The sequence below is a fragment of the Pelistega suis genome, assembly GCF_013133795.1.
In the GTDB taxonomy this organism is placed as follows: domain Bacteria; phylum Pseudomonadota; class Gammaproteobacteria; order Burkholderiales; family Burkholderiaceae_B; genus Taylorella; species Taylorella suis.
Genome location: NZ_JABGBN010000003.1, coordinates 167,942 through 189,025 on the forward strand (window position 1 = coordinate 167,942; position 21,084 = coordinate 189,025).

14 protein-coding genes are annotated in these 21,084 nt (G+C 40.7%); 5 read left to right on the forward strand and 9 right to left on the reverse strand.

Features of this window, described 5'->3' with window-relative positions; genetic code table 11:
* Positions 1–53 precede the first annotated feature (53 nt).
* Both HKX39_RS06100 and argA read right to left on the reverse strand, forming a co-directional pair.
* Positions 54–323, reverse strand: coding sequence for an oxidative damage protection protein (locus HKX39_RS06100; RefSeq protein WP_171680439.1), 270 nt, complete (start codon positions 321–323; stop codon positions 54–56).
* A 14-nt stretch (positions 324–337) separates the two neighbouring features.
* A complete protein-coding gene (gene argA / locus HKX39_RS06105) occupies positions 338–1,693 on the reverse strand; it encodes an amino-acid N-acetyltransferase (RefSeq protein ID WP_171680440.1) in 1,356 nt (451 codons plus the stop codon).
* A 212-nt stretch (positions 1,694–1,905) separates the two neighbouring features.
* Here argA and hrpA point away from each other — a divergent pair, with 212 nt between their 5' ends.
* On the forward strand, positions 1,906–5,742 hold the full coding sequence (gene hrpA / locus HKX39_RS06110) for an ATP-dependent RNA helicase HrpA (RefSeq protein WP_425500270.1): 3,837 nt from the start codon (positions 1,906–1,908) through the stop codon (positions 5,740–5,742).
* Between the two features lie 437 nt (positions 5,743–6,179).
* Positions 6,180–9,710, forward strand: a complete 3,531-nt coding sequence (dnaE, locus tag HKX39_RS06115; protein WP_246226078.1) for a DNA polymerase III subunit alpha — start codon at positions 6,180–6,182, stop codon at positions 9,708–9,710.
* Here dnaE and HKX39_RS06120 read toward each other — a convergent pair.
* Positions 9,707–10,459, reverse strand: coding sequence for a YdcF family protein (locus HKX39_RS06120; RefSeq protein ID WP_171680442.1), 753 nt, complete (start codon positions 10,457–10,459; stop codon positions 9,707–9,709). The genes dnaE and HKX39_RS06120 overlap by 4 nt on opposite strands.
* Complete coding sequence (locus tag HKX39_RS06125; RefSeq protein WP_171680443.1) at positions 10,456–11,406, reverse strand: glycosyltransferase family 9 protein; 951 nt, start codon at positions 11,404–11,406, stop codon at positions 10,456–10,458. Before HKX39_RS06125 ends, HKX39_RS06120 begins: the two co-directional genes overlap by 4 nt.
* Before the next feature lie 143 nt (positions 11,407–11,549).
* Here HKX39_RS06125 and msbA point away from each other — a divergent pair, with 143 nt between their 5' ends.
* Positions 11,550–13,331 carry a lipid A export permease/ATP-binding protein MsbA gene (msbA, locus tag HKX39_RS06130; protein WP_171680444.1) on the forward strand — a complete coding sequence of 594 codons (1,782 nt, stop codon included), beginning with the start codon at positions 11,550–11,552 and terminating at the stop codon, positions 13,329–13,331.
* 16 nt (positions 13,332–13,347) lie between these two features.
* Positions 13,348–13,695 (forward strand): hypothetical protein, encoded by a 348-nt coding sequence (locus tag HKX39_RS06135; protein WP_171680445.1) that lies wholly within the window; start codon positions 13,348–13,350, stop codon positions 13,693–13,695.
* A 129-nt stretch (positions 13,696–13,824) separates the two neighbouring features.
* Here the strand turns inward: HKX39_RS06135 and rng are convergent, their stop codons facing one another.
* Positions 13,825–15,288 (reverse strand): ribonuclease G, encoded by a 1,464-nt coding sequence (gene rng / locus HKX39_RS06140; RefSeq protein WP_171680446.1) that lies wholly within the window; start codon positions 15,286–15,288, stop codon positions 13,825–13,827.
* 180 nt (positions 15,289–15,468) lie between these two features.
* On the opposite strand from rng, the gene folE reads away from it, so the two are divergent.
* Positions 15,469–16,158: a GTP cyclohydrolase I gene (gene folE, locus HKX39_RS06145; RefSeq protein ID WP_171680447.1), complete on the forward strand. Its 690-nt coding sequence runs from the start codon at positions 15,469–15,471 to the stop codon at positions 16,156–16,158.
* A 169-nt stretch (positions 16,159–16,327) separates the two neighbouring features.
* On the opposite strand, the gene aqpZ is transcribed toward folE, so the two are convergent.
* From aqpZ to bioA, 4 genes are all read right to left on the reverse strand, one after another.
* The gene (gene aqpZ, locus HKX39_RS06150) at positions 16,328–17,017 is read right to left on the reverse strand and encodes an aquaporin Z (protein ID WP_171680448.1); all 690 of its coding nucleotides are present in this window, start codon (positions 17,015–17,017) and stop codon (positions 16,328–16,330) included.
* A gap of 91 nt (positions 17,018–17,108) precedes the next feature.
* Complete coding sequence (gene bioD / locus HKX39_RS06155; protein WP_171680449.1) at positions 17,109–17,765, reverse strand: dethiobiotin synthase; 657 nt, start codon at positions 17,763–17,765, stop codon at positions 17,109–17,111.
* Positions 17,758–18,921 carry an 8-amino-7-oxononanoate synthase gene (locus HKX39_RS06160; protein WP_171680450.1) on the reverse strand — a complete coding sequence of 388 codons (1,164 nt, stop codon included), beginning with the start codon at positions 18,919–18,921 and terminating at the stop codon, positions 17,758–17,760. The genes bioD and HKX39_RS06160 overlap by 8 nt, the downstream gene beginning before the upstream one ends.
* Before the next feature lies 1 nt (position 18,922).
* Complete coding sequence (gene bioA, locus HKX39_RS06165; RefSeq protein ID WP_171680451.1) at positions 18,923–20,212, reverse strand: adenosylmethionine--8-amino-7-oxononanoate transaminase; 1,290 nt, start codon at positions 20,210–20,212, stop codon at positions 18,923–18,925.
* Between the last annotated feature and the right edge of the window lie 872 nt (positions 20,213–21,084).

A 21,084-nucleotide genomic window follows, 5' to 3' on the forward strand; every position in this document is an offset into this window, starting at 1 on the left:
AACAAATGCTCCCATAGAGGAATTCTTTATGGGAGCATTTTTTATTGCTGAGTTTATGATTGCGGCACGTAACCTTGTGCCTCAACATTTTTATCTTCGAATAGATAACTTTCCATTTGCTGTTTGACGTATTTACGTGCACGAGCATCTGCTAGATTTAAACGGTTTTCATTGACGATACGCGTTTGTACATCCATCCAATTCATCCATGCTTCGCGAGAGATGTTCTGATAGATTTTTACACCAAGCTCACCCGGATAAGGAGGGAAATCTAACCCTTCCGCTTCTTTTTTTAGTTTTACACATTGAACCATGCGTGCCATAGATAAAATTCCTTTTAAAGTTTCTTGATGAAGATAAGACTATTTCTAGCTCGATTGTAATTCATTTGCTTTTCTGCGGGCAAGTCTTCAATAGTGCCTTGTACAAAACCACGTTTAATGAACCAATGTGATGTACGAGTGGTGAGGACAAAAAGACGTTTAATGCCTAAAGAACGTGCTTTGTTTTCTGTATGACGTAATAAAATCTCACCTTCACCAGAACTTTGCCAATCAGGATGGACAATAAGGCAAGCCATTTCTGCCATTTTTTCTTCAGGATAAGGCATTAAAGAAACGCAGCCATAAATAATTCCGTCATGTTCTAGTACCGTGAACTTTTCGACATCACGTTCAATAATATGGCGACCACGAGGGACCAGTGTGCCATCCGCTTCAAGAGGTTCAATAAGGCTAACAATAGCACCAATATCATCGACAGTCGCAGGGCGTAAATCATCTAAGGTGTCTTCTACTACCATGGTACCCACACCGTCGTGCGTAAAGTATTCGAGCAGAACACTACCGTCTAAGTCATGAGGAATAATATGCGCACGCTTAACACCACGACGAACCGCTTTTGACGCATGTTTAAGAAAGTTTGCAAATTCTTCATCCAGTTGGTGATCATCTGCTAATAGACGGTCTACATCAACACGAGCGACTTCAGTGATAATATTGCCTTGTTCGTCACGAAGCAGGCTGGATTTATTAAGAAAAATTAGTTTATCTGCCTTCAGGGCAATGGCTGTACTGGTGGCTAAGTCTTCCATCGCAATATTAAACGCTTCACCGGTAGGTGAAAAGCCAATAGGCCCCATGAGTACGACAGCACCGAGAGACATTGCTTTATTAATTGTTTCAATATCAAACTTACGGACCTTGCCCGTGTGCTTATAATCAACACCGTCAATGACACCTGCTGGTTGTGCCGTTACAAAGTTACCCGAAATTACGTGAATTTGAGAGTTTGACATGGGAGTATTGGGTAGCCCTTGACTAAAGGCGGCCTCAATATCTAGACGAATTTCCCCCGCCGCCTCTTTACAGCACTCTAATGCGACGGCAGAAGTAGGCTCTACTGATAAGCCAAATTGATAATCATAGCCTTTAAGACGAAGTTGCTCATTCACTTGTGGACGAGAACCAAAAACCAAAACCAGACGAACACCGAGTGCAGTAAGTAAGGATAAGTCTTGTACTAAAGCATTTAGTTTACCTTCTTGTACTAGATCGCCACCAAAGCCGACAACAAAGGTTTTGCCACGCATAGTATGCACATAAGGTGCAACTTCTCGGAACCAACGAACAAATTGAGCTGGTGCAAATTCGGGGGCATCAAGAGCAGAGAAGGTTTCAGTTTCGGTGGACATGGACGTGATGAACTCCTAAAGGGTGAAAATATTAACAATGACGACGAGAAAATCGCCGTTTAGGTATTAACAAATTATAATGTCGGATAGCTAGAAAATTAAGATATTTTATGAAAAATAAACAAAATTTAAGTTTGAAAGATTTGGCTAAGGCGCTAAAAGAGAAAGAGCCTGCCACACCCATAATCAATAAACTTAAGCAGAAAACACCAATACCTGTCGCCCCAAAAACCGTTGAGCCTGTGACAGCCGTCGTTACAGAAACCAGAGAACTGCCGGTTATCAGTTACGATGATGCTTTACCCGTGAGTGCTAAGCGTGATGAAATTGCTAAGGCAATTTTGCAACATCAGGTTGTGATTGTCTGTGGGGAAACAGGCTCAGGTAAAACCACACAACTTCCAAAGATTTGTCTTGAGTTAGGGCGAGGTAGTAAGGGACTCATTGGTCATACGCAACCTCGGCGTATTGCGGCAGTATCTGTTGCCAAACGAATTGCCCAAGAACTGAATACGGAGATAGGGGATTGGGTAGGTTATCAAGTTCGCTTTAACGATAAAACAGGTCCTAAGGCAGCGATTAAATTAATGACCGATGGTATTTTGCTTGCAGAAACGCAAAATGATCATCTCTTAAAAAAGTACGACACTATTATTATTGACGAGGCGCATGAACGTAGTTTAAATATCGACTTTTTGCTTGGCTTATTAAAAAATATTCTGAGAAAACGCCCTGATTTAAAACTGATTATTACATCCGCAACGATTGATGCGGATAGATTTGCTCGTCATTTTGCTGATAAAAATGGTAAAGCAGCGCCAGTTATTGAAGTATCAGGACGGTTATATCCTGTTGAGGTGCGTTATCGTCCGATTGGAGTAGTGGATGACGATGAAGAAACACCAAAAACCAATACAGAGCGTTTAGACCGAGATGAAGAAAAAGACCTGATTAATGGTATTGTGGATGCGGTAGATGAATGTCATCATGCAGGATCAGGTGATATTCTCATATTTTTACCGGGGGAACGTGAGATTCGTGAGGCGGCTGAGGCTTTGCGTAAACATAAGTTAGGAACAGGTCCTTCAGGGATGCAAGTTCTACCGCTATTTGCACGGATGTCACAGGCAGAGCAGGAGAAGATTTTTCAGCCTAATACCAATTTACGACGTGTGATTTTAGCGACCAATGTGGCGGAAACATCACTGACTGTACCCGGTATTCGTTTTGTGATTGACAGTGGTTTGGCTAGAGTCAAGCGTTATTCTTGGCGTAATAAGGTCGAACAATTACAAATAGAAAAAATCAGTCAAGCCTCAGCCAATCAACGCTCAGGTCGATGTGGGCGTATTGGTTCTGGTATTTGTATTCGTCTTTATGACGAAATGGATTTTAAGCGTCGTGCTGCATTTAGTGACCCTGAGATTTTACGGTCCTCTTTAGCTTCGGTGATTTTACGCATGAAGGCGTTACGCTTGCATGATATCGAACAGTTTCCTTTTGTGGATAAGCCAACAGGTAAGGCTATTGCTGATGGTTATCATATTTTGCATGAGTTGGGTGCGTTAAATGAGCAAAATCATTTAACTGCCGTTGGACGTACACTGGCGGAATTGCCATTGGATCCTAAAATTGCACGTATGATTTTATCGGGTAAAGAGCAACAAAGTTTACGAGAGGTATTAATTATTGCAGCTGCTTTATCGGTGCAAGACCCAAGAGAGCGTCCATTTGATGCCAAAGAACAAAGCCAGCAAGCGCATGCTAAATTTAAAGATGAGAAGTCAGAATTTATTTCCTATCTAAAACTTTGGGATTGGTATCACGATAAGGTGGCTCATAAAGCCTCTCAACGAAAATTGGTAGAGGGGCTACGTAAGGAGTATTTATCACCTATCCGTTTACGAGAGTGGCATGATATACATACCCAGTTACTCACCTTAGTGGCAGAAAAAGGTTGGCGCATTAATCAAACAGAGGCCACTTATGAGCAAATTCATAAAGCCTTACTGAGTGGCTTATTAGGTAATATTGGTTTAAAAAGTGAACAAGACGCTCAATTTTACCAAGGAGCACGTGATATCCGATTTGTGATTCATCCGAGTTCTAGTATGGTGAAAAAAGCAGGTAAATGGATTATGGCGGGTGAATTAGTAGAAACCTCTCGTCTCTTTGCGCGGGTGGTGGCAAAGATTGAACCGCAATGGATTGAGCAATTAGCCTCACATTTACTCAAAAAACAATGGTCCGATCCACAATGGAATCGTCAACGAGGTCAGGTTCAGGTGAATGAGCGTGCGTCTTTATATGGTGTCCAAATTTATCAAGGACGTAAAGTTCATTTTGGGCGAATTGATCCTAAAGCAGCACGAGAAGTGTTTATTCGTGAAGCATTAGTGACAGGGGAGATTGATAGTCAATTACCCTTTATCGTTAAAAATACTCAGTTGATAGAGGAAATTGAGCGCTTAGAACATCGCTCGCGTCGTCCGGATATTTTGGTGGATGATGAGCTGATTTATGCTTTTTATGATAAGTTGATTGCACCAGATATTTGCCAAACAGCGGGTTTAGAGGCTTGGTACAAAGACTTAAGTGATGAGCAAAAAGACGCTTTAGTATTGGATAAGCAAAATTTAATGCGTCATGAAGCGGCGGGTATTACGACGAATGTGTTTCCTAAGAAATTCACATGGGATGGGCTGGACTTACCTTTGGATTATCATTTTGAGCCAGGTTCCCCTAAGGATGGCGTCACCATGACAGTACCTGTGTATGCGTTACGACAAATAGATGCGGTTGCTGCTCAGTGGCTAGTGCCGGGGATGTTACGCGAGAAAGTACAGTTATTATTAAAGTCATTGCCACAAAAATTACGCCGCCATTGCGTACCTTTACCTGAGTATGCAAGAGATTTCCACTTGCGTCATGAGAGCCTTTTGGCTAAGCCTAATCGTCCTTTATTACAGGCTTTAATTGATGATATTTGGGAGCATACGCAAACGAGAGTGAAAGAAGAGGATTTTAAACTGGAAACCCTTCCTCCGCATATGCATATGATTTTTAAAGTGGTGGATGAGCATGGGCGCATGTTATCAGCAAGCCGTAATTTAGGTTTGCTAAAGGCAGAACATGCCTCTCAAACACAAGAAAGCTTTCAAAAAGTAGCGGGTAAGGATAAACAAGTCGCTGAGTTTTTAACGACAGATGAAATTGTTGATTGGAATTTTGGAGAATTACCTGAAATCCTTGAAATTAAACGTAAAAATCAATCGGTGATTGGTTATCCTGCTTTAATTGATGAGGGTACACATTGTTCTATCGATGTATTTGATGAATTAGAACAGGCACAGCAACAACATAAAAAAGGTTTGCTACGACTGTTTAAAATTGCTTTTAAAGAGCAGATTAAATACTGGCAAAAAAATATTCATGAATTGACCAAAATGAGTATGTTGTATTTGCCCTTAGGTACACAAGAAGAATTACTAGGGCAGATGATAGATTGTGCCTTAACCCAAGCAGCATTAAATGAACCATTGCCGGTGGATAAGGCGTCTTTTGAACAACGTAAAGCAGTTGCTAAAGAAAAACTAGGATTAGTCATCAATGAAGTGGCTCGTTTAACCTTACAAATTTTGGAGCAATGGCAACAAACCCAGAAAAAAATGGGTGCTATTAAAGCACATAAAAATGCTTATCAAGATATGATGAGTAACCAAGCTGCTTTAATGACAAAAAACTTTCTGTTGGACAATGAGTATACACATTTAGCGCATTTTGTACGCTATTTAAAAGCCGATTTTGTCCGTGCAGAAAAGTTGCAAAGTGACCCAGAACGAGATACAAAATTAATGGCCGACATGGCACCATTATTGAGTAATTATCAACGTGCCTTTGCTCAATTAAAAGGGCGAGAAGATAAAGGACTAGAAGATTTTCGTTGGCTGTTGCAAGAGTTACGTGTCGCTTTATTTGCACAAGAGTTACGGACGCCAATGCCGGTGTCAATTAAACGATTGCAAAAGGCATGGCTGATGAGAGTATAAGTTCGCTCTTGCTGTATATCGTCCTCACTGCAGAACTTGCGTATTGATACAGCCCACACTGCAGACAGTTCACTCTTGTTCCGGAAAGTGCTTCGCCGTTTCCAATGTCGCTGCAAGTGAATGTCTCTCCGTGTGGGCTAGTGCTCATTAGCACGGCAACGTTTACTCAAGCATTCAAGGTTTGCGGAGACATTTCGATGCACAAATAGTGCTCATTGGCATCATCACAAGCATCCACGGAGAGAACTTGATGTACCGAGCGAGTTTGCAAACGGCGAGCGATAGCGACGCACTTTGCTGTCCGAGCGAATACACAATGTTCTGAAGTGGGTGATTGTGATTGATACTAGCAGCGACTGACAAAAACCTGTAGGCAGATTGGCGTATCCACAATAGTGTTAGTAGCAATCAGCGACTGATAAATTCTCAATGTTATAATGACACTTTTGCCCTTTTACAATACCTCGACTATGCATCAAGAACCGTCTTTTATCCATTTACGAAGCCACTCAGAGTTTTCTGTTGTGGACGGTATTATTCGTGTTGATGAGTTGATTAAAACGGCAAAACAATTCAAACAGCCAGCATTAGGCTTATCCGATTTAAGCAATTTATTTGGACAGATTAAGTTTTATAAACAAGCACGTAAAGCAGGGATTAAACCGATTATTGCTTGTGATTTGTGGATGAGTAATGAGGCTGATTCCAAAAAACCATTTCGTTGCTTACTGATTGCCCGTAACCATCAAGGCTATTTAAGTCTTTGCGAAGTGATTTCTAAAGCGTGGTTGGAGAATGCTCAGTATGACCATGCAGAAATTCGTAAAGAATGGCTAAAAGACGCACCGGGACTTATTGCCTTATCTGGTGGTATTCAAGGAGATATTGGTCGTGCCATTGAAGTAGGCAATACCGCACAGGCATTAGCACTCGCCAAAGAATGGAAAAGCTTATTTCCTAATGCATTTTATCTTGAGCTGCAGAGAGCCGGTTTTGATGGCGAGGAAAACTATATCCGAGAAACCGTGCATCTCGCACAACAATTACAAATTCCTGTCGTCGCGACACATCCTATTCAATTTTTATCTCAGGATGATTTTAATACGCACGAGGCACGAGTATGTATTTCTGATGGCGAGATTTTGGCAAATCCCTCTCGTCAACGTCGTTTTACGCCACAACAATACATGAAGAGTACGGAGGAAATGTGTGCTTTATTTGCCGATATTCCTTCTGCTTTAGCTAATACAGTTGAAATCGCCAAACGTTGTAATGTCGAAATTGAGTTGGGTCGTCCGCAGTTACCTTTATTTCCCACACCAGACGGCATTCCTTTGGATGAATATCTCGTTTACTTAGCGCAAGAGGGCTTGGCAAAACGGATGAAGCACCTTTATCCTGATGATAAAGAACGTGCCAAGCAATACCCTATTTATAACGAGCGCTTGGAGTGGGAATGTAAGACCATTATTTCTATGGGCTTCCCAGGCTATTTCTTAATCGTACAAGACTTTATTAACTGGGGTAAAAATAACGGTGTCCCTGTCGGTCCTGGACGTGGTTCAGGTGCAGGTTCCTTGGTGGCGTATGCCTTAGGGATTACTGATTTGGATCCGCTACGCTATGACTTGCTTTTTGAGCGATTTTTAAATCCAGAGCGTGTATCTATGCCTGACTTTGATATTGATTTCTGTCAGGATAATCGAGAAAAAGTCATTGATTACGTTAAAGATAAATACGGACGTGGAGCGGTCAGTCAAATTGCGACGTTTGGTACTTTAGGGGCAAAAGCGGTTGTACGAGATGTAGGGCGTGTTTTAGAAATGCCTTATAGTCTTTGTGATCGTTTATCTAAATTAATTCCCTTTGACCCTGCAAATCCTTGGTCATTAGATAGAACATTAAAAGAAGAACCAGAGTTTAATCGTCAATATCAAGAGGATGAAGAGGTTCGAGCGATTGTGGATTTGGCAAAACCTCTTGAGGGGCTAACTCGTAATATTGGTATGCACGCGGGAGGCGTTTTAATTGCCCCAGGTAAGTTAACGGATTTCTGTCCCTTATATTGCCAACCAGGTAGTACATCGGTAGTATCACAGTATGATAAGGGGGATATTGAAGACGTAGGCTTAGTGAAGTTTGACTTCCTAGGCTTGCGTAACTTGACGATTCTAGATTGGGCCGTTCGTTATGTGCGTCGTTTTAATGAGGCACAAAAAGATTTTGATTTGATGAGTTTACCCTTAGATGATCAAAATGCTTATAAATTGCTTTGTGATGGCAATACCACGGCGGTTTTCCAGTTGGAATCGCGAGGGATGAAAGAACTATTGCGTAAGCTATTACCAAATACCTTTGAAGATATTATCGCGGTATTGGCACTTTATCGTCCAGGTCCATTGGAGTCCGGTATGGTGGATGATTTCGTTAATCGTAAGCATGGTAGGGCTGAAGTGGATTATTTCCATCCAGACCTAACTAATACCTTATCTAGTACATATGGTGTGATTGTTTACCAAGAACAGGTCATGCTAATTTCTCAAATTATTGGTGGATATTCTCTGGGCGGAGCAGATTTACTCCGTCGTGCCATGGGTAAGAAAAAACCAGAGGAAATGGCAAAACACCGAGATTTGTTTGAAAAAGGAGCGGTAGAAAAAGGTTATGATGGCGAACTTGCTGTACGTTTATTTGACCTGATGGAAAAATTTGCAGGTTATGGATTTAACAAGAGTCACTCGGCGGCTTATGCACTTATTGCCTATCAAACGGCTTGGTTAAAGGCCTACCATCCTGCTGAATTTATTGCCGCCACGATTTCATCGGATATGGATGATACGGATAAAGTCCAAGTTTTCTGGCGAGATGCACTAGATAATGGCTTGACCGTCTTACCGCCAGATATTAATCAATCGGTTTATCGTTTTGAGCCAGTTCTTGATGAGTATAGTGCCAAAGGTTTACCTCCACGGACTATCCGCTATGGATTAGGTGCGGTTAAAGGGACAGGACAGTCTGCCGTTGAAAATATTGTACAGGTTCGTGATGAGGGAGGGGTCTTTAAGGATTTATATGATTTCTGTCGTCGGGTTAATCGTCATACGGTAAATCGTCGCTCAGTAGAAGCATTGATTCGTGCAGGTGCCTTTGACTGTATTAGCCCTAATCGTGCAGCACTTTTAGCAAGTTTAGATCAAGCAATTAGCGCAGCTGATCAAGCCGACGCTAATGCAGACCAGTTTTCTTTGTTTGAAGATGATGCGGGTGCTTTAGTTGATGCTGAAATGGCAAAAGTAGCACCTTGGAATCTACATCAAGAACTGATTGAGGAAAAGCAAGCGTTAGGTTTTTATTATAGCCATCATTTATTTGACGTTTGGCGTGATGAGGTGCGTCGATTTATTCCGACAACCTTGGCAAATCTTGGAGAGTCTAAGGATTTGCAATGGATTGCAGGGGTATTAATTGGTACACGTAGCTTTAATCTCAAGAGTGAAGGAAATGAGGGTAATCCAGGGCGGTTGTATTTTTTGTTAATGGACGACGGAAGTGCACAATTAGAAATCATGTGTCCAGAAGAGGTTTATCTACAGTATAAACATCTAGTAGAAACCGATAATTTATTAATTGTTCAAGTAAGAGCAAAGCAAAATCGTTTTAATGGAACTTTACGCTTAACGGCCGAGGTATTGCATAATTTACAGTCGGCAAGAGAAGCAAAAGCGCGTTATTTACGTCTATCTTTAACAGAAAAGCATAGTGCTAAAGTTCTCAAATACACACTTAATCCTTTCCGTGCAGCTCCTGAAAATGGTATTCCTGGGGTGTGGGTTAAAGTTGATTTATCCGTCAAGAATCAATTTAGTTGTGAGTTGCGTCTGGGTGAGGAGTGGCGCATTAGAATGGCGAGTGAGTTATTTAGCCATTTGCATGAGAAACAAATTGCTTATGAGGTTGAGTATTCTTAAATCCAACCTCTTATATAGTATGTCATAAGCCCAATATATTCTTTGATAATTGAGCGACTACCTTCTAATGCTCTGGTATTAGGTAAAAAAGGGTGTAAACCAGGAGGTAAAACAATCTGTGGAGGGTTTGGAGCTGGGATGGGATGATAGCCTAAGTTTTGCAATACTGCCATTGAGCGGGGCATATGTAGAGCTGAGGTAACGAGCAGTATTTTTGTAATACCTTCTTGTTTTAATAGCTTATCCACAAAAAAGGCATTTTCTCGAGTAGTGGTGCTTTTGTTTTCAATCAGTAGGTTTTCTTTGGGAATACCACGGTTGCGTAATTGCATTGCCATTCCTTGTGCCTCGCTAACATTCCCTTCTAAAGCCGCACCAGAGAGAATAATTTTAGGGGCTTTACCCATAAAAAATAAATCATCTGCTGTATCAATGCGTGCATGACGTGTTTGTTTGGAGTAGTTACCAAACCAATTAGCACGATTATTCGCTGTATTGCCTCCAAAGACCACAATCGCTTCAGCGGTGGGTGATATGGAGGGTGGTGTATAAGGATAACGATTCTCTAAATAGCCACCTAATATAAGCGAAGTGATAGGTAACGACCATAGTAGCAACCAGCTTAAACCTGCCATAATACTAAAAAAAGACAGTAATTTACGCTTAAAAATAGCAAAAAGTACCCCGAGTATCACGAGAAAGATACATAAATTAAGCGGAATAATGAGAGAGATTAAATAGCTTTTCATATGAGTTGCTTAATTTGAGTAAGAACTTCATCAATGCTTGGCCATGCATCCATTTTGCCTACTATTTTTGCGGTAGGAGACCAGGGTCCTGTACGAGTTGGCTCTGTTACTCCAATTAATGTGAGTTGATGTGGCGCTCCTAAACTGGCAAGGTGTGAGACACCTGAGTCATTACAAATGACGATAGTGGCTTTTTTAAGTAAGGCAACAAAAGCACCTAAACCAATAGGTGGTAAGAGTGTTGCTGTGGGAGCATTTTTTAATGCCATCTCTTTTTCATTGGGTGGAGGTGCCATCACGACAAGATAATTCTCTTGTTGTAAACGGCGAGTAAGTTCATCAAAATGTGGCCATACCTTTTCTCGGCCTTTGTGCTTACCTGTTGCCGTTGGTGCGATAAGAATAAAGGGTTGATGATTAAGGGAGGCAATAATTTGATCAGCTTCTTGCTGGTGTTGTTGTGTGAGTGCTAATGATAAGTAAGGAGATACCTTCTCAGAGGGAGAAAAACCCCAATACATTAAAGCGGTTTTTGTCAGGTAATACCAAGATTCCACTGCATGTAATGTATTTGTAGGTTTACTAACAGGCCATTTGAGTAGCAGACTGCGACCGTCATCACGATAACCTGCACAAGGTAAACCTGCTAGACGAAAGGTCAAGGCACTCGTTAATGAGTCTGGTAATAGTAAGCCGACACTTTTACCAAGCGTAGGCTTTTGTTGTTGATGTGCTTTTATTAGACGACGATCTTCTAGCCATTTTCCACTAAGGGCAATAAAATCATGGGCTTTTATGCCACTTAATAAATCTTTTGCCCATGGTTTTGCACAAATCACGACCTCACAACCTGTCTCAAGAACAGCTTGTAAAGAAGGTAGGGACATACATACATCACCAATCCAATTGGGTAAGCGGATATAAATACGGCTAATCGATTTAGTCATCAAAAACATCAATTAAAAGAGGGAATGCTGTATTTTAAACAGAAATTTTGCCATGATTTATGAACTAGGCTAAACTTTTCACAGAATTTCTTGGAAAACCATTAAAATTCTGGGTGTTTTCCGCAAAATAATAAAGCGAGTTAATGTTGAAATTTTTAAACAAAAAACAAGTCAATGACGGTAGCCAAGCCGTAGACAGGACATTATGGATTCGTCTATACCGTCGTGTAGGTGAGTACTGGGTATATTGGCTAGCTGGATTGATATTAATCTTGCTCGGTTCTGCTACACAACCTGCGATGGCGTACCTTATGAAACCTTTGCTTGATGAGGGTTTCTTAGGGGCTAAGGATTATTATGTTTGGATGATTCCTACGGTCATTATTATCCTGATGTTAGTTAGAGGAATAACGACATTTGGTGGTAGCTATTTAATGGCGTGGGTGGCCAATAAGGTTTTGCTGAGCTTACGCCGTGATATGTTTAAAAGCTTATTATTATTACCCGATAATGAGTTTCAAAAAGGTGATACAGGGCGCTTACTTAATCGCTTTACTGTAGATGCGACTCAGGTAACTGCTTATGCTACTGAAGTGGTGACTACGATTGTTAAAGAAACCACGATTATCATTGGTGTCTTTGGCATGTTGCTCTATTTGTCATGGAAACTGACTTTAATTATTCTAGTGGTATTTCCACCAGCTGTCTTAGTTGGTCGTTATTTTGCTCGTCGTTTACGAAAAGTCAATCGCCAAAATATTGATGTGAATGCAGACTTAACGCGCATTGTCAAAGAAGGTATCGAAGGTCAGCGTGTTATCAAAATGCATGACGGTGATGCGATTGAGACAGCTCGTTTTGATAAGGTGAACAATACCTTGCGTCATCATGCGATGCGTATGGCCATCGCTGAGGCGGCTATGTCACCTTTAACACAATGGATTATTTCTTTTTCAGTCGCTGCTGTGATAGCCTCTGCTTTGGTTCAGGGCTCAAAAGGGACATTGACGGTAGGTGATTTTATCGCGTTTATTTCTGCCTTAGGTCAGATTTTTGATCCTGTGAAGCGTTTGACGAATGTTGCTGGTAAAGCACAGCGTATGATGATGGCGACAGAAAGTGTATTTAAATTGATTGATGCTCCTCAAGAGAGTAGTTCTGGGTCTAAAAAAGCTAAAGTCACGTCTGAGTCGCAAATCGAATTTAAAGAAGTTTCATTCCGTTTTCCTGGCGCCGAGCAAGATACGATTCAATCGCTGAATCTTAAGGTAAAAGCAGGGGAAGCGATTGCCTTTGTAGGGCGTTCGGGAAGTGGGAAAACTACGTTAGTGAATATGCTCCCTCGTTTCGTAGAACCAACATCAGGACAGTTGTTATTAGACGGTGTTTTGTTTAATGAGTATGACTTAAAGAGTTTACGTAGCAATTTTGCCTTAGTGGGACAGCACGTGTTCTTATTTGATGGTACATTAGCCGAAAATATTGCCTATGGTTCAAGTGTCGATGTTAGTCGAGAGCAAATTATGGCGGCATTAGATGCAGCGAATCTTAAATCTTTTGTAGAGTCTTTGCCTAATGGTCTTGATACAAGGGTCGGTGAAAATGGTGCCTGGTTATCAGGAGGACAACGCCAACGTATTGCGATTGCGCGTGCTTTGTTAAAAAATGCACCTATCTTGATTTTAGACGAAGCGACCTCAGCTTTGGATAATGAATCAGAGAAGTTGGTGCAAGAGTCTTTAGATGTTTTAATGAAAGGACGCACGACTTTTATGATTGCCCATCGCTTGTCTACGATTCAAAATGCTGACCGTATTTTGGTATTAGATGAAGGTAAGATTATTGAAGAAGGTACGCATGAGCAGTTATTGCAAAAGGGTGGATTATATGCTTCACTTGCATTAATCGCTCAAAAAGTAGAATAGATATTGGAGAAATAAAATGAATAAACCAGATAACTGGGGTTATGATCACCCGGATGTGGTAGGACCTAATGCGTTAATGTTTTTTACATGGGATCTATCAAAGACAATTGAGTTGGCGTTTAAAGAGGCAAAAGAAGATAATCTTTTGGATTTTGTTGCTCCCGCTCAAGCTTCAATTGATGCGTTAATCCAAAAATATATTGATATTAAAGCAGATCCAGAAGTATTTGAAGGGCAGAGTATTAAGCTACGTGTAGAGCAAAAAGAAAATGCTAAAGGCGTATTGATTGCCTTGCAAACATCTGAGGCTTTAGAAGAAAAGATTATTGCCATGCAAAGTCGCACGCAAGCGGGTCACTCTTAGAAAGACATAGTCTATTTCTCATAGGGATGGAGCGTTGTGATTACGCTCTGTCCTTTAGAACTGAGCGTATCGTGTAAGGTAACGATAGATACCAAATCAGCATAGTATCCAAGGGTGAGTATAAGGATGTTATAAGAGAACGATATCGTACATTTCTTGAGTATACGAGTTATCCACCTCTAGGCTAATCGGCTTACCGATAAAATCATCTAACATCGCCAGATAATTACTTTCTTCATCAAGGAATAAATCAATCACTTGTGGTGAGAGAATAAGACGGAATTCTTTTGGGTTAAATTGTCTGGCTTCGCGTAAAATCTCACGCATAATCGTATAGGCAATGGTTTTTGGCGTGCGAACATAACCTCGACTATCACATGTAGGACAAGGCTCTGTTAAGAGCGTTGTTAAAGAGTCACGAGTTCTCTTGCGCGTCATTTCCACCAAACCTAGCGGAGAAAAACCATTTAAAGAGGTCCTTGTTCTGTCATTGGCTAAGGCTTTTTTAAGCTCACTTAGTACAGCCTCTTGGTGCTCGAGATTATCCATATCGATAAAGTCGATAATGATGATACCGCCTAAGTTGCGTAGGCGTAGCTGACGAGCAATTTCGATACTCGCTTCTAAATTTGTTTTAAAAATGGTGTCGTTAAAATTACGCCACCCCACAAAGCCACCCGTATTCACATCAATACTCGTGAGGGCTTCCGTCTGGTCAATCATTAAATACCCCCCCGATTTTAGATTGACTCGGCGAGCGAGTGCCATATTGATTTCCTCTTCAATATTGGCCGTGTCAAAAAGGGGCTTATTACCGCTATAGTGTTGAATCTTATCAGAGATTTCAGGTGTATAGACTTTTGCCCAATCGATGAGATGTTGATAAGCACTACGAGAGTCAATACTTACAGAACGCGTATCTGGCGTCACAATATCCCGCATGACACGCTCAACGAGGTCTAAGTCTTGATAAATCAAACAAGGTGCGGCCTGCGTTTGAATGGCTTCTTGTAATTTTTTCCAACGTAGACTGAGATAGTCAATATCGCGCTTGATTTCTTCTTCACTCGCCATTTCGGCTTGAGTACGAATGATATAACCACCTTTTTCATCTTTTGGAATAAGCGAAGAGACATATTCTTTTAGACGATCACGATCGGTTTCAGATTCGATTTTTTGTGATACCCCAATATGATTATCAAAAGGCATATACACCAGAATACGGCCAGCAATACTGATCTGATTGGATAGACGAGCGCCTTTGTTATTAATGGCGTCTTTGATCACTTGCACCATAATCGGTTGTCCTTCAAACAGAATTTTTTCAATTTGAAGTTGAGGTAAACCATTATTACGTGCAATGCGATTCTCCCGCAAATCAGCGATATGGATAAAAGCGGCTTTTTCTAGGCCAATATCCACAAAGGCGCTTTGCATGCCCGGAAGCACACGTACCACTTTGCCGAGATAGACATTACCGACTTTACCACGTTGGTTGGCTCTTTCGATATGTATCTCTTGGAGTGTGCCTTGTTCTATTACTGCAACACGCGTTTCAAAAGGGGTTGTATTGACTAGGATTTGTTCGCTCATTGATATGGATAATAGAGATTATTAGAGAATTTCATCTGCATAATTGCATTGCTGTGCTTATTATATACGCCTTATTGCGTTAAAATAAGACTTTTATTTGTTTCCTCTTGTGCTTTAAGAGGGCGTAATCGTATTCTCATTATTGAGTGCATACGCTTATTTAATGATTAGGATATTCTCGTGAGTTCATCTAACGAAACTTATATTTCAAACGTTATTCGTCAGCGAATTAAAGCGGCTGGCGAGCGTTTTAATGCTAATGATAATATTTCGAAGTTTATTCAACCTGGAGAGCTAGAACAGCTACAAGCTGAAGTAGAAGCAAAATTTCAAGAAGTACTTAATAGTCTAGTCATTGATACCGAAACGGATCATAACACGCAAGAAACAGCTAAACGCGTTGCGAAAATGTATATTCAAGAAGTCTTTGCAGGGCGTTATAGTGATATGCCAGCGATGACTGAGTTTCCCAATATCGAAAAGCTTAATGAGTTGATTATCGTGGGTCCGATTACGGTGCGTAGTGCTTGCTCACATCATTTTTGTCCGATTATGGGACAGTGCTGGATTGGTATTATGCCTAATGAGCAGTCTAATCTGATTGGTCTTTCTAAATATGCGCGTTTGGCAAACTGGGTCATGCAACGTCCACAAATCCAAGAAGAGGCGGTGGTTCAATTATCTGATTTGCTCTTTAATAAAATGAAACCAGATGGTTTGGCGGTTGTCATGAAAGCCGACCACTTCTGCATGCAATGGCGAGGCGTTAAAGACTTGGATTCTAAGATGATTAATAGTGTGATGCGGGGATCTTTCTTACGTAATTCTGATTTACGTAAAGAGTTTTTAGCGTTAATTAATCAAAAATAATCGCTCGGATTGTCCTCACAGTTTTTACTGGATGTTTGACGAACTTCAGTCAGTTTTATGGCTAGGTTGATGAGTAGTGTGTCAAAGTGTGTAGCGTTGAAAAAAGCTGTTTTCTTTTTAGGGAAAACAGCTTTTATACATTATGCAGATTTAAAAATCTTTTTATTGATTATTTTTTACCAGCGATAACGCATTTGTAAATAACGGCACCAATCACTGCACCGATAATTGGCGCAACCCAGAATAACCATAATTGCTCAATCGCCCAAGAACCTTGGAATAATGCGACACCTGTAGAACGAGCAGGGTTTACAGAAGTATTGGTTACAGGGATACTGATTAAGTGGATGAGTGTAAGCGCTAGACCGATAGCGATAGGCGCAAAGCCTTTAGGAGCACGCTCATCTGTTGAGCCAAGAATAATGATTAAGAAGAAAGCAGTGAGTACGATCTCGATAACTAAGGCTGCTTGTAAGCTGTAACCATCAGGAGAGTGTTCACCATAGCCATTGCTTGCAAATCCAGCAGTCGCATCAAAACCTACTTTACCTGAAGCGATTAAATAAAGTACTGCACCAGCAGCAATCGCACCAAGTACTTGAGAAATAATGTAAGGGATGAGTTGTGAAGCAGGGAAACGACCACCAACCATCAGGCCTACGGATACCGCAGGGTTAAAGTGACCACCAGAAATATGACCTACGGCATAAGCCATTGTTAATACGGTTAGACCGAAGGCAAGGGAAATACCTACAAAGCCAATACCTAGCTCTGGAAACGCCGCTGCTAGAACAGCACTACCACAGCCACCAAACACAAGCCAAAAAGTACCGAAGAATTCGGCAAAATACTTATTCATATCAAATGTCCTACAAAATAGAAAATTGCTTTAACATACGTAAAGCAAGCACATCATAGCAGTTTGCAGGAAGAGTGATGGTCAACAATAGTTAAGCTAAATGCCCCATCGTGATAAATGCTGTCTCTGGAAAATGTTGCTGGACATAGTTAGCTAGAAAGAGAGGAGTATCCTGACTTATCCTATCGTCATGATCGAGGTACTTGTTGTAAATAACACTCAAAATAGGAATGTTTCGCTGAGCACAAGCATGCAAACTGAGTAAGGTGTGATTGATGCTACCGAGTTTTCCAGAGGTAACAAGAATAAGTGGGTACTGCTGTTGTTGGACATAATCGATGATTGTTCGATGATTATTGTAGGGGACATATAAGCCTCCAGCACCTTCTAATAGCACGCAATCATAGTGCTGAAGAAGTTGTTGTGTTGACTGAAAAATGACTTCCTCTTTAATGGTTTCCTTTTCTAGCTGCGCGGCTAAGTGTGGAGAACAAGGGTGTTTAAAGATATAAGGGCAGGTAATGCCTTTTTCATCCACTGCTTGTAAGGGAATGCCCTGCAGTTTACGATGCATCACAATATCATCCGAAATAGACTGACAACCAGTCTGTACAAATTTTTGAGTAATAACATTTATCCCTTGTTGCATGAGGTGTTTGGCATACCAGCCAGTTGCATAGGTTTTTCCTACATCGGTATCAATGCCAGAGATAAAAACAACACGGTGAGGATGTGTTAAGTTAAGCATTATTGAGCCCCTTTAAAACGTGGATTAGTAAGTCAAGCGTATCTTGCTGCATATCTGCATTAAGTGAGAAGCGAATACGTGCCGTTCCTTTTGGAACAGTAGGAGGGCGAATAGGGAGGCAATAATAGCCTTGTTGCTGTAAGGCGTGAGCAAGTGCAATGGCTTTTTGATTATCCCCCACTATATAAGGCACAATACAGCTTTGACTAGGCATGGGTAGATGAAATTGCTCAGCAAAGACGGTACGCAGATAAGCACTAATGTGGGCTAAATGTTGTCGTTGTGTTTGAAGCTTAGGGAGCTTATTAAAAATAAAATGTGTCCATGCAATATTTAAAGGGGGCAATGCCGTTGAAAAAATAAGCGGACGCATTTTATTAATTAAGGTATCGCGAATGAGTTGTGATGAAATGAGATAAGCTCCAACAGAAGCCATCGCCTTACCAAAAGTTCCTACCAATAAATCTATATCCGCAATGCAGCCTTGTTCCTCAGCTAACCCTAAGCCGTTTTGACCGTATACCCCAATAGCATGCGCCTCATCAACATAAAGTAGGGTGTTGGGATATTGTTTTTTGATATTAACTAACTGAGTTAAGTCGGCATGATCACCGTCCATACTAAAAACACTTTCGGTCACGATGAGGATTAAATGATAGTGATGTTGGTTTTCTTCCAATAATTGTTGTAGTTGTTCATAGTCGTTGTGTGCAAAGCGTAGACGAGTGGCTTTACTTAGGCGAATACCGTCAATGAGACTGGCGTGAATGAGTTGATCAGAAATAATTAAGGTATTTTCATCGCTAAGTGCAGGAATAATGCCGATATTAGCATGATAGCCTGTGTTAAAAAGTAGGCAGCTTTCGCGATCAAAGGCAAGTGCCATACTTTCTTCTAAGTGTTGATATTCGGGCGAGTTGCCTGTCAGTAGTCGAGACGATGTCGAAGAAAAAAGCGGTAAATTGTCGCTATGTAGAGCAAGGAATTCTTGCTGTAAATCCCTTTTGTAACTTAATCCTAGGTAGTCATTACCAGAGAGATTGAGCATTTTTTGATTTTCTTTATAGATAAATGCGCCATCATGCACTAATGGGGGAATTTGTCTTATCTGATTGGCTTGTTTAAGTTGTTGAAGTTGTTGTTCAAAAAGTTGCATTTTATTCTCCGTATTCATCCGTTAAGGCTTTTTTCATTCCATGGACTAATTGTTCTAACTGTTGTTCGGACATAATAAAAGGTGGCATAAGATAGACTAATTTGCCAAAGGGACGAATCCAAACACCATGGTTTACAAAACGTGCTTGTAGCGTTTTCATATTGACAGGGTGATGGAGTTCTAACACGGCAATAGCACCTAAAATGCGTACTTCTTTAATGTAAGATTTTTGAGACATGTCCGAGAGTAACTGTGAAAACTGTTGTTCTATACGACGAACATTGTGTTGCCAAGGACTTTCTAATAAGAGTTGAATGCTTTCGGTAGCAATAGCACAAGCTAAAGGGTTTGCCATAAAAGTAGGGCCATGCATAAAGCATTTTGCCTCACCTTCACTTATGGTGTGTGCAATATGTTGTGTGGTAATAGTGGCAGAGAGCGTGAGGTAGCCACCAGTGAGCGCTTTACCTAAACACATAATGTCTGGGATGACGTGTGCATGCTCATAGGCAAATAAGCGACCTGTACGCCCAAAACCTGTTGCAATCTCATCAAAAATCAATAGGATATCGTACTGCTCACAAAGGGCTTTGGCTTGTCGTAGATACTCAGGAGCATAGAAATACATACCTCCAGCACCTTGTACAATAGGCTCTAAAATAACTGCTGCGATGTCATTGGCATGTGAGGCGAGTAATGTTTTTAGAGGAAGAATATCATCATCTTGCCATTCTTCATGAAAGCGAGTTTTGGGTTGAGGAAGGAAATATTGAATGGGTAAGCTTTGGGTAAATAACGAGTGCATACCTGTATACGGGTCGCATACTGACATCGCATGCCACGTATCGCCGTGATAGCCTGCGCGAATCGTGGCAAATTTATGACGCGTGGTGTTGCCTTTTGCGTGTTGGTATTGCACAGCCATTTTCATAGCAACCTCCACAGCAACTGAGCCACTATCCGCAAAGAATATACGGCTAAGAGGGCTAGGTAAGATATTGACTAATTGTTGAGTCAGTCGAGCAGCAGGCTCATGCGTTAAGCCACCAAACATAATATGACTCATTTTTTGTAGTTGTTGTTGAGCGGCATGATTCAGACGAGGGTGATTGTAGCCATGAATAGCCGACCACCAAGAAGACATGCCATCAATTAATATTTGACCATTCTTGAGATGTATATAAACATTTTCCGCAGACTCTACGGCAAAAAGAGGGGTGTCATGACGGATACTGGCGTATGGGTGCCAAATATGTGCACGATCAAGCGAGAGTAGGTATTGTTCCTCCATCGTATCTCCGTATAAGTTTTTATAATAAGTAGTGCACAAGATTCTATCGAATGACAAACAACAAGCCTATTTAAAATGTCAGAGATGAAAAATGGTAAAAATAAGCAAATTAAACGAAGTTGGGGGGAAATAGATGATTAGCGTAGAGTGGAGGACAGATAAGAGTGATTTATTTGTATCAATAAGAGTTATATAAATAAGTAAAGGAGGAGAAAAAAGGAGGGAAAAAAAGGAGGGAAAAAATCTTTGTTGCTTAAAAGATACAAAAAATAATAAAAAAATAAGTTGATGTATTGTTTTTACGATTTTGATATGTTCTTTTCATAATTCGCTTGCTTAAAAAAAATTAGAGTGATATAGTTCTACTTCATCGCAGTTAGGTACTGATTCAAGTGCTAACTGAGGTAAATCGAAATCTGAAAAGAAAGTAGACAAGCAAAGCTAGTTAATGTTGTAAATAAGATATTGATTGGTTGGTTTTAAAAATAAATTAAAAATATTTTTAAAAAATGCTTGACAGAATGTAGTAAGTTAGTTCATAATTACATTCTTTGCTGCTGACGGCAACGACGATTGAGTTAAGCAATTAATTCTCGTTAAAACAGTCAGACGAATTTAAAATGTTAAATTCGATTTTGTTCTTTAACAACTAACAGCCGATAAGTGTGGGCGCTTGGAATGAGAGGCGTCATCCTATCACGGGATGAGCTAAAATATTATTTTAAGTGCTTACACTACATACAGAAATAAGGTTTTTTTTCAAAACGTTATTTCTTTGAGTATAAGCAGCGATAGTATCTTCGGATACTACAATTAAACAGGAATTGAACTGAAGAGTTTGATCCTGGCTCAGATTGAACGCTAGCGGGATG

Coding starts and splice junctions, on each gene's coding strand:
- HKX39_RS06100 (WP_171680439.1), bottom strand. CDS start 323: ATGGCACGCATGGTTCAATGTGTAAAACTAAAAAAAGAAGCGGAAGGG.
- argA (WP_171680440.1), bottom strand. CDS start 1,693: ATGTCCACCGAAACTGAAACCTTCTCTGCTCTTGATGCCCCCGAATTT.
- dnaE (WP_246226078.1), top strand. CDS start 6,180: ATGACACTTTTGCCCTTTTACAATACCTCGACTATGCATCAAGAACCG.
- HKX39_RS06120 (WP_171680442.1), bottom strand. CDS start 10,459: ATGAAAAGCTATTTAATCTCTCTCATTATTCCGCTTAATTTATGTATC.
- HKX39_RS06125 (WP_171680443.1), bottom strand. CDS start 11,406: ATGACTAAATCGATTAGCCGTATTTATATCCGCTTACCCAATTGGATT.
- msbA (WP_171680444.1), top strand. CDS start 11,550: ATGTTGAAATTTTTAAACAAAAAACAAGTCAATGACGGTAGCCAAGCC.
- HKX39_RS06135 (WP_171680445.1), top strand. CDS start 13,348: ATGAATAAACCAGATAACTGGGGTTATGATCACCCGGATGTGGTAGGA.
- rng (WP_171680446.1), bottom strand. CDS start 15,288: ATGAGCGAACAAATCCTAGTCAATACAACCCCTTTTGAAACGCGTGTT.
- aqpZ (WP_171680448.1), bottom strand. CDS start 17,017: ATGAATAAGTATTTTGCCGAATTCTTCGGTACTTTTTGGCTTGTGTTT.
- bioD (WP_171680449.1), bottom strand. CDS start 17,765: ATGCTTAACTTAACACATCCTCACCGTGTTGTTTTTATCTCTGGCATT.
- HKX39_RS06160 (WP_171680450.1), bottom strand. CDS start 18,921: ATGCAACTTTTTGAACAACAACTTCAACAACTTAAACAAGCCAATCAG.
- bioA (WP_171680451.1), bottom strand. CDS start 20,212: ATGGAGGAACAATACCTACTCTCGCTTGATCGTGCACATATTTGGCAC.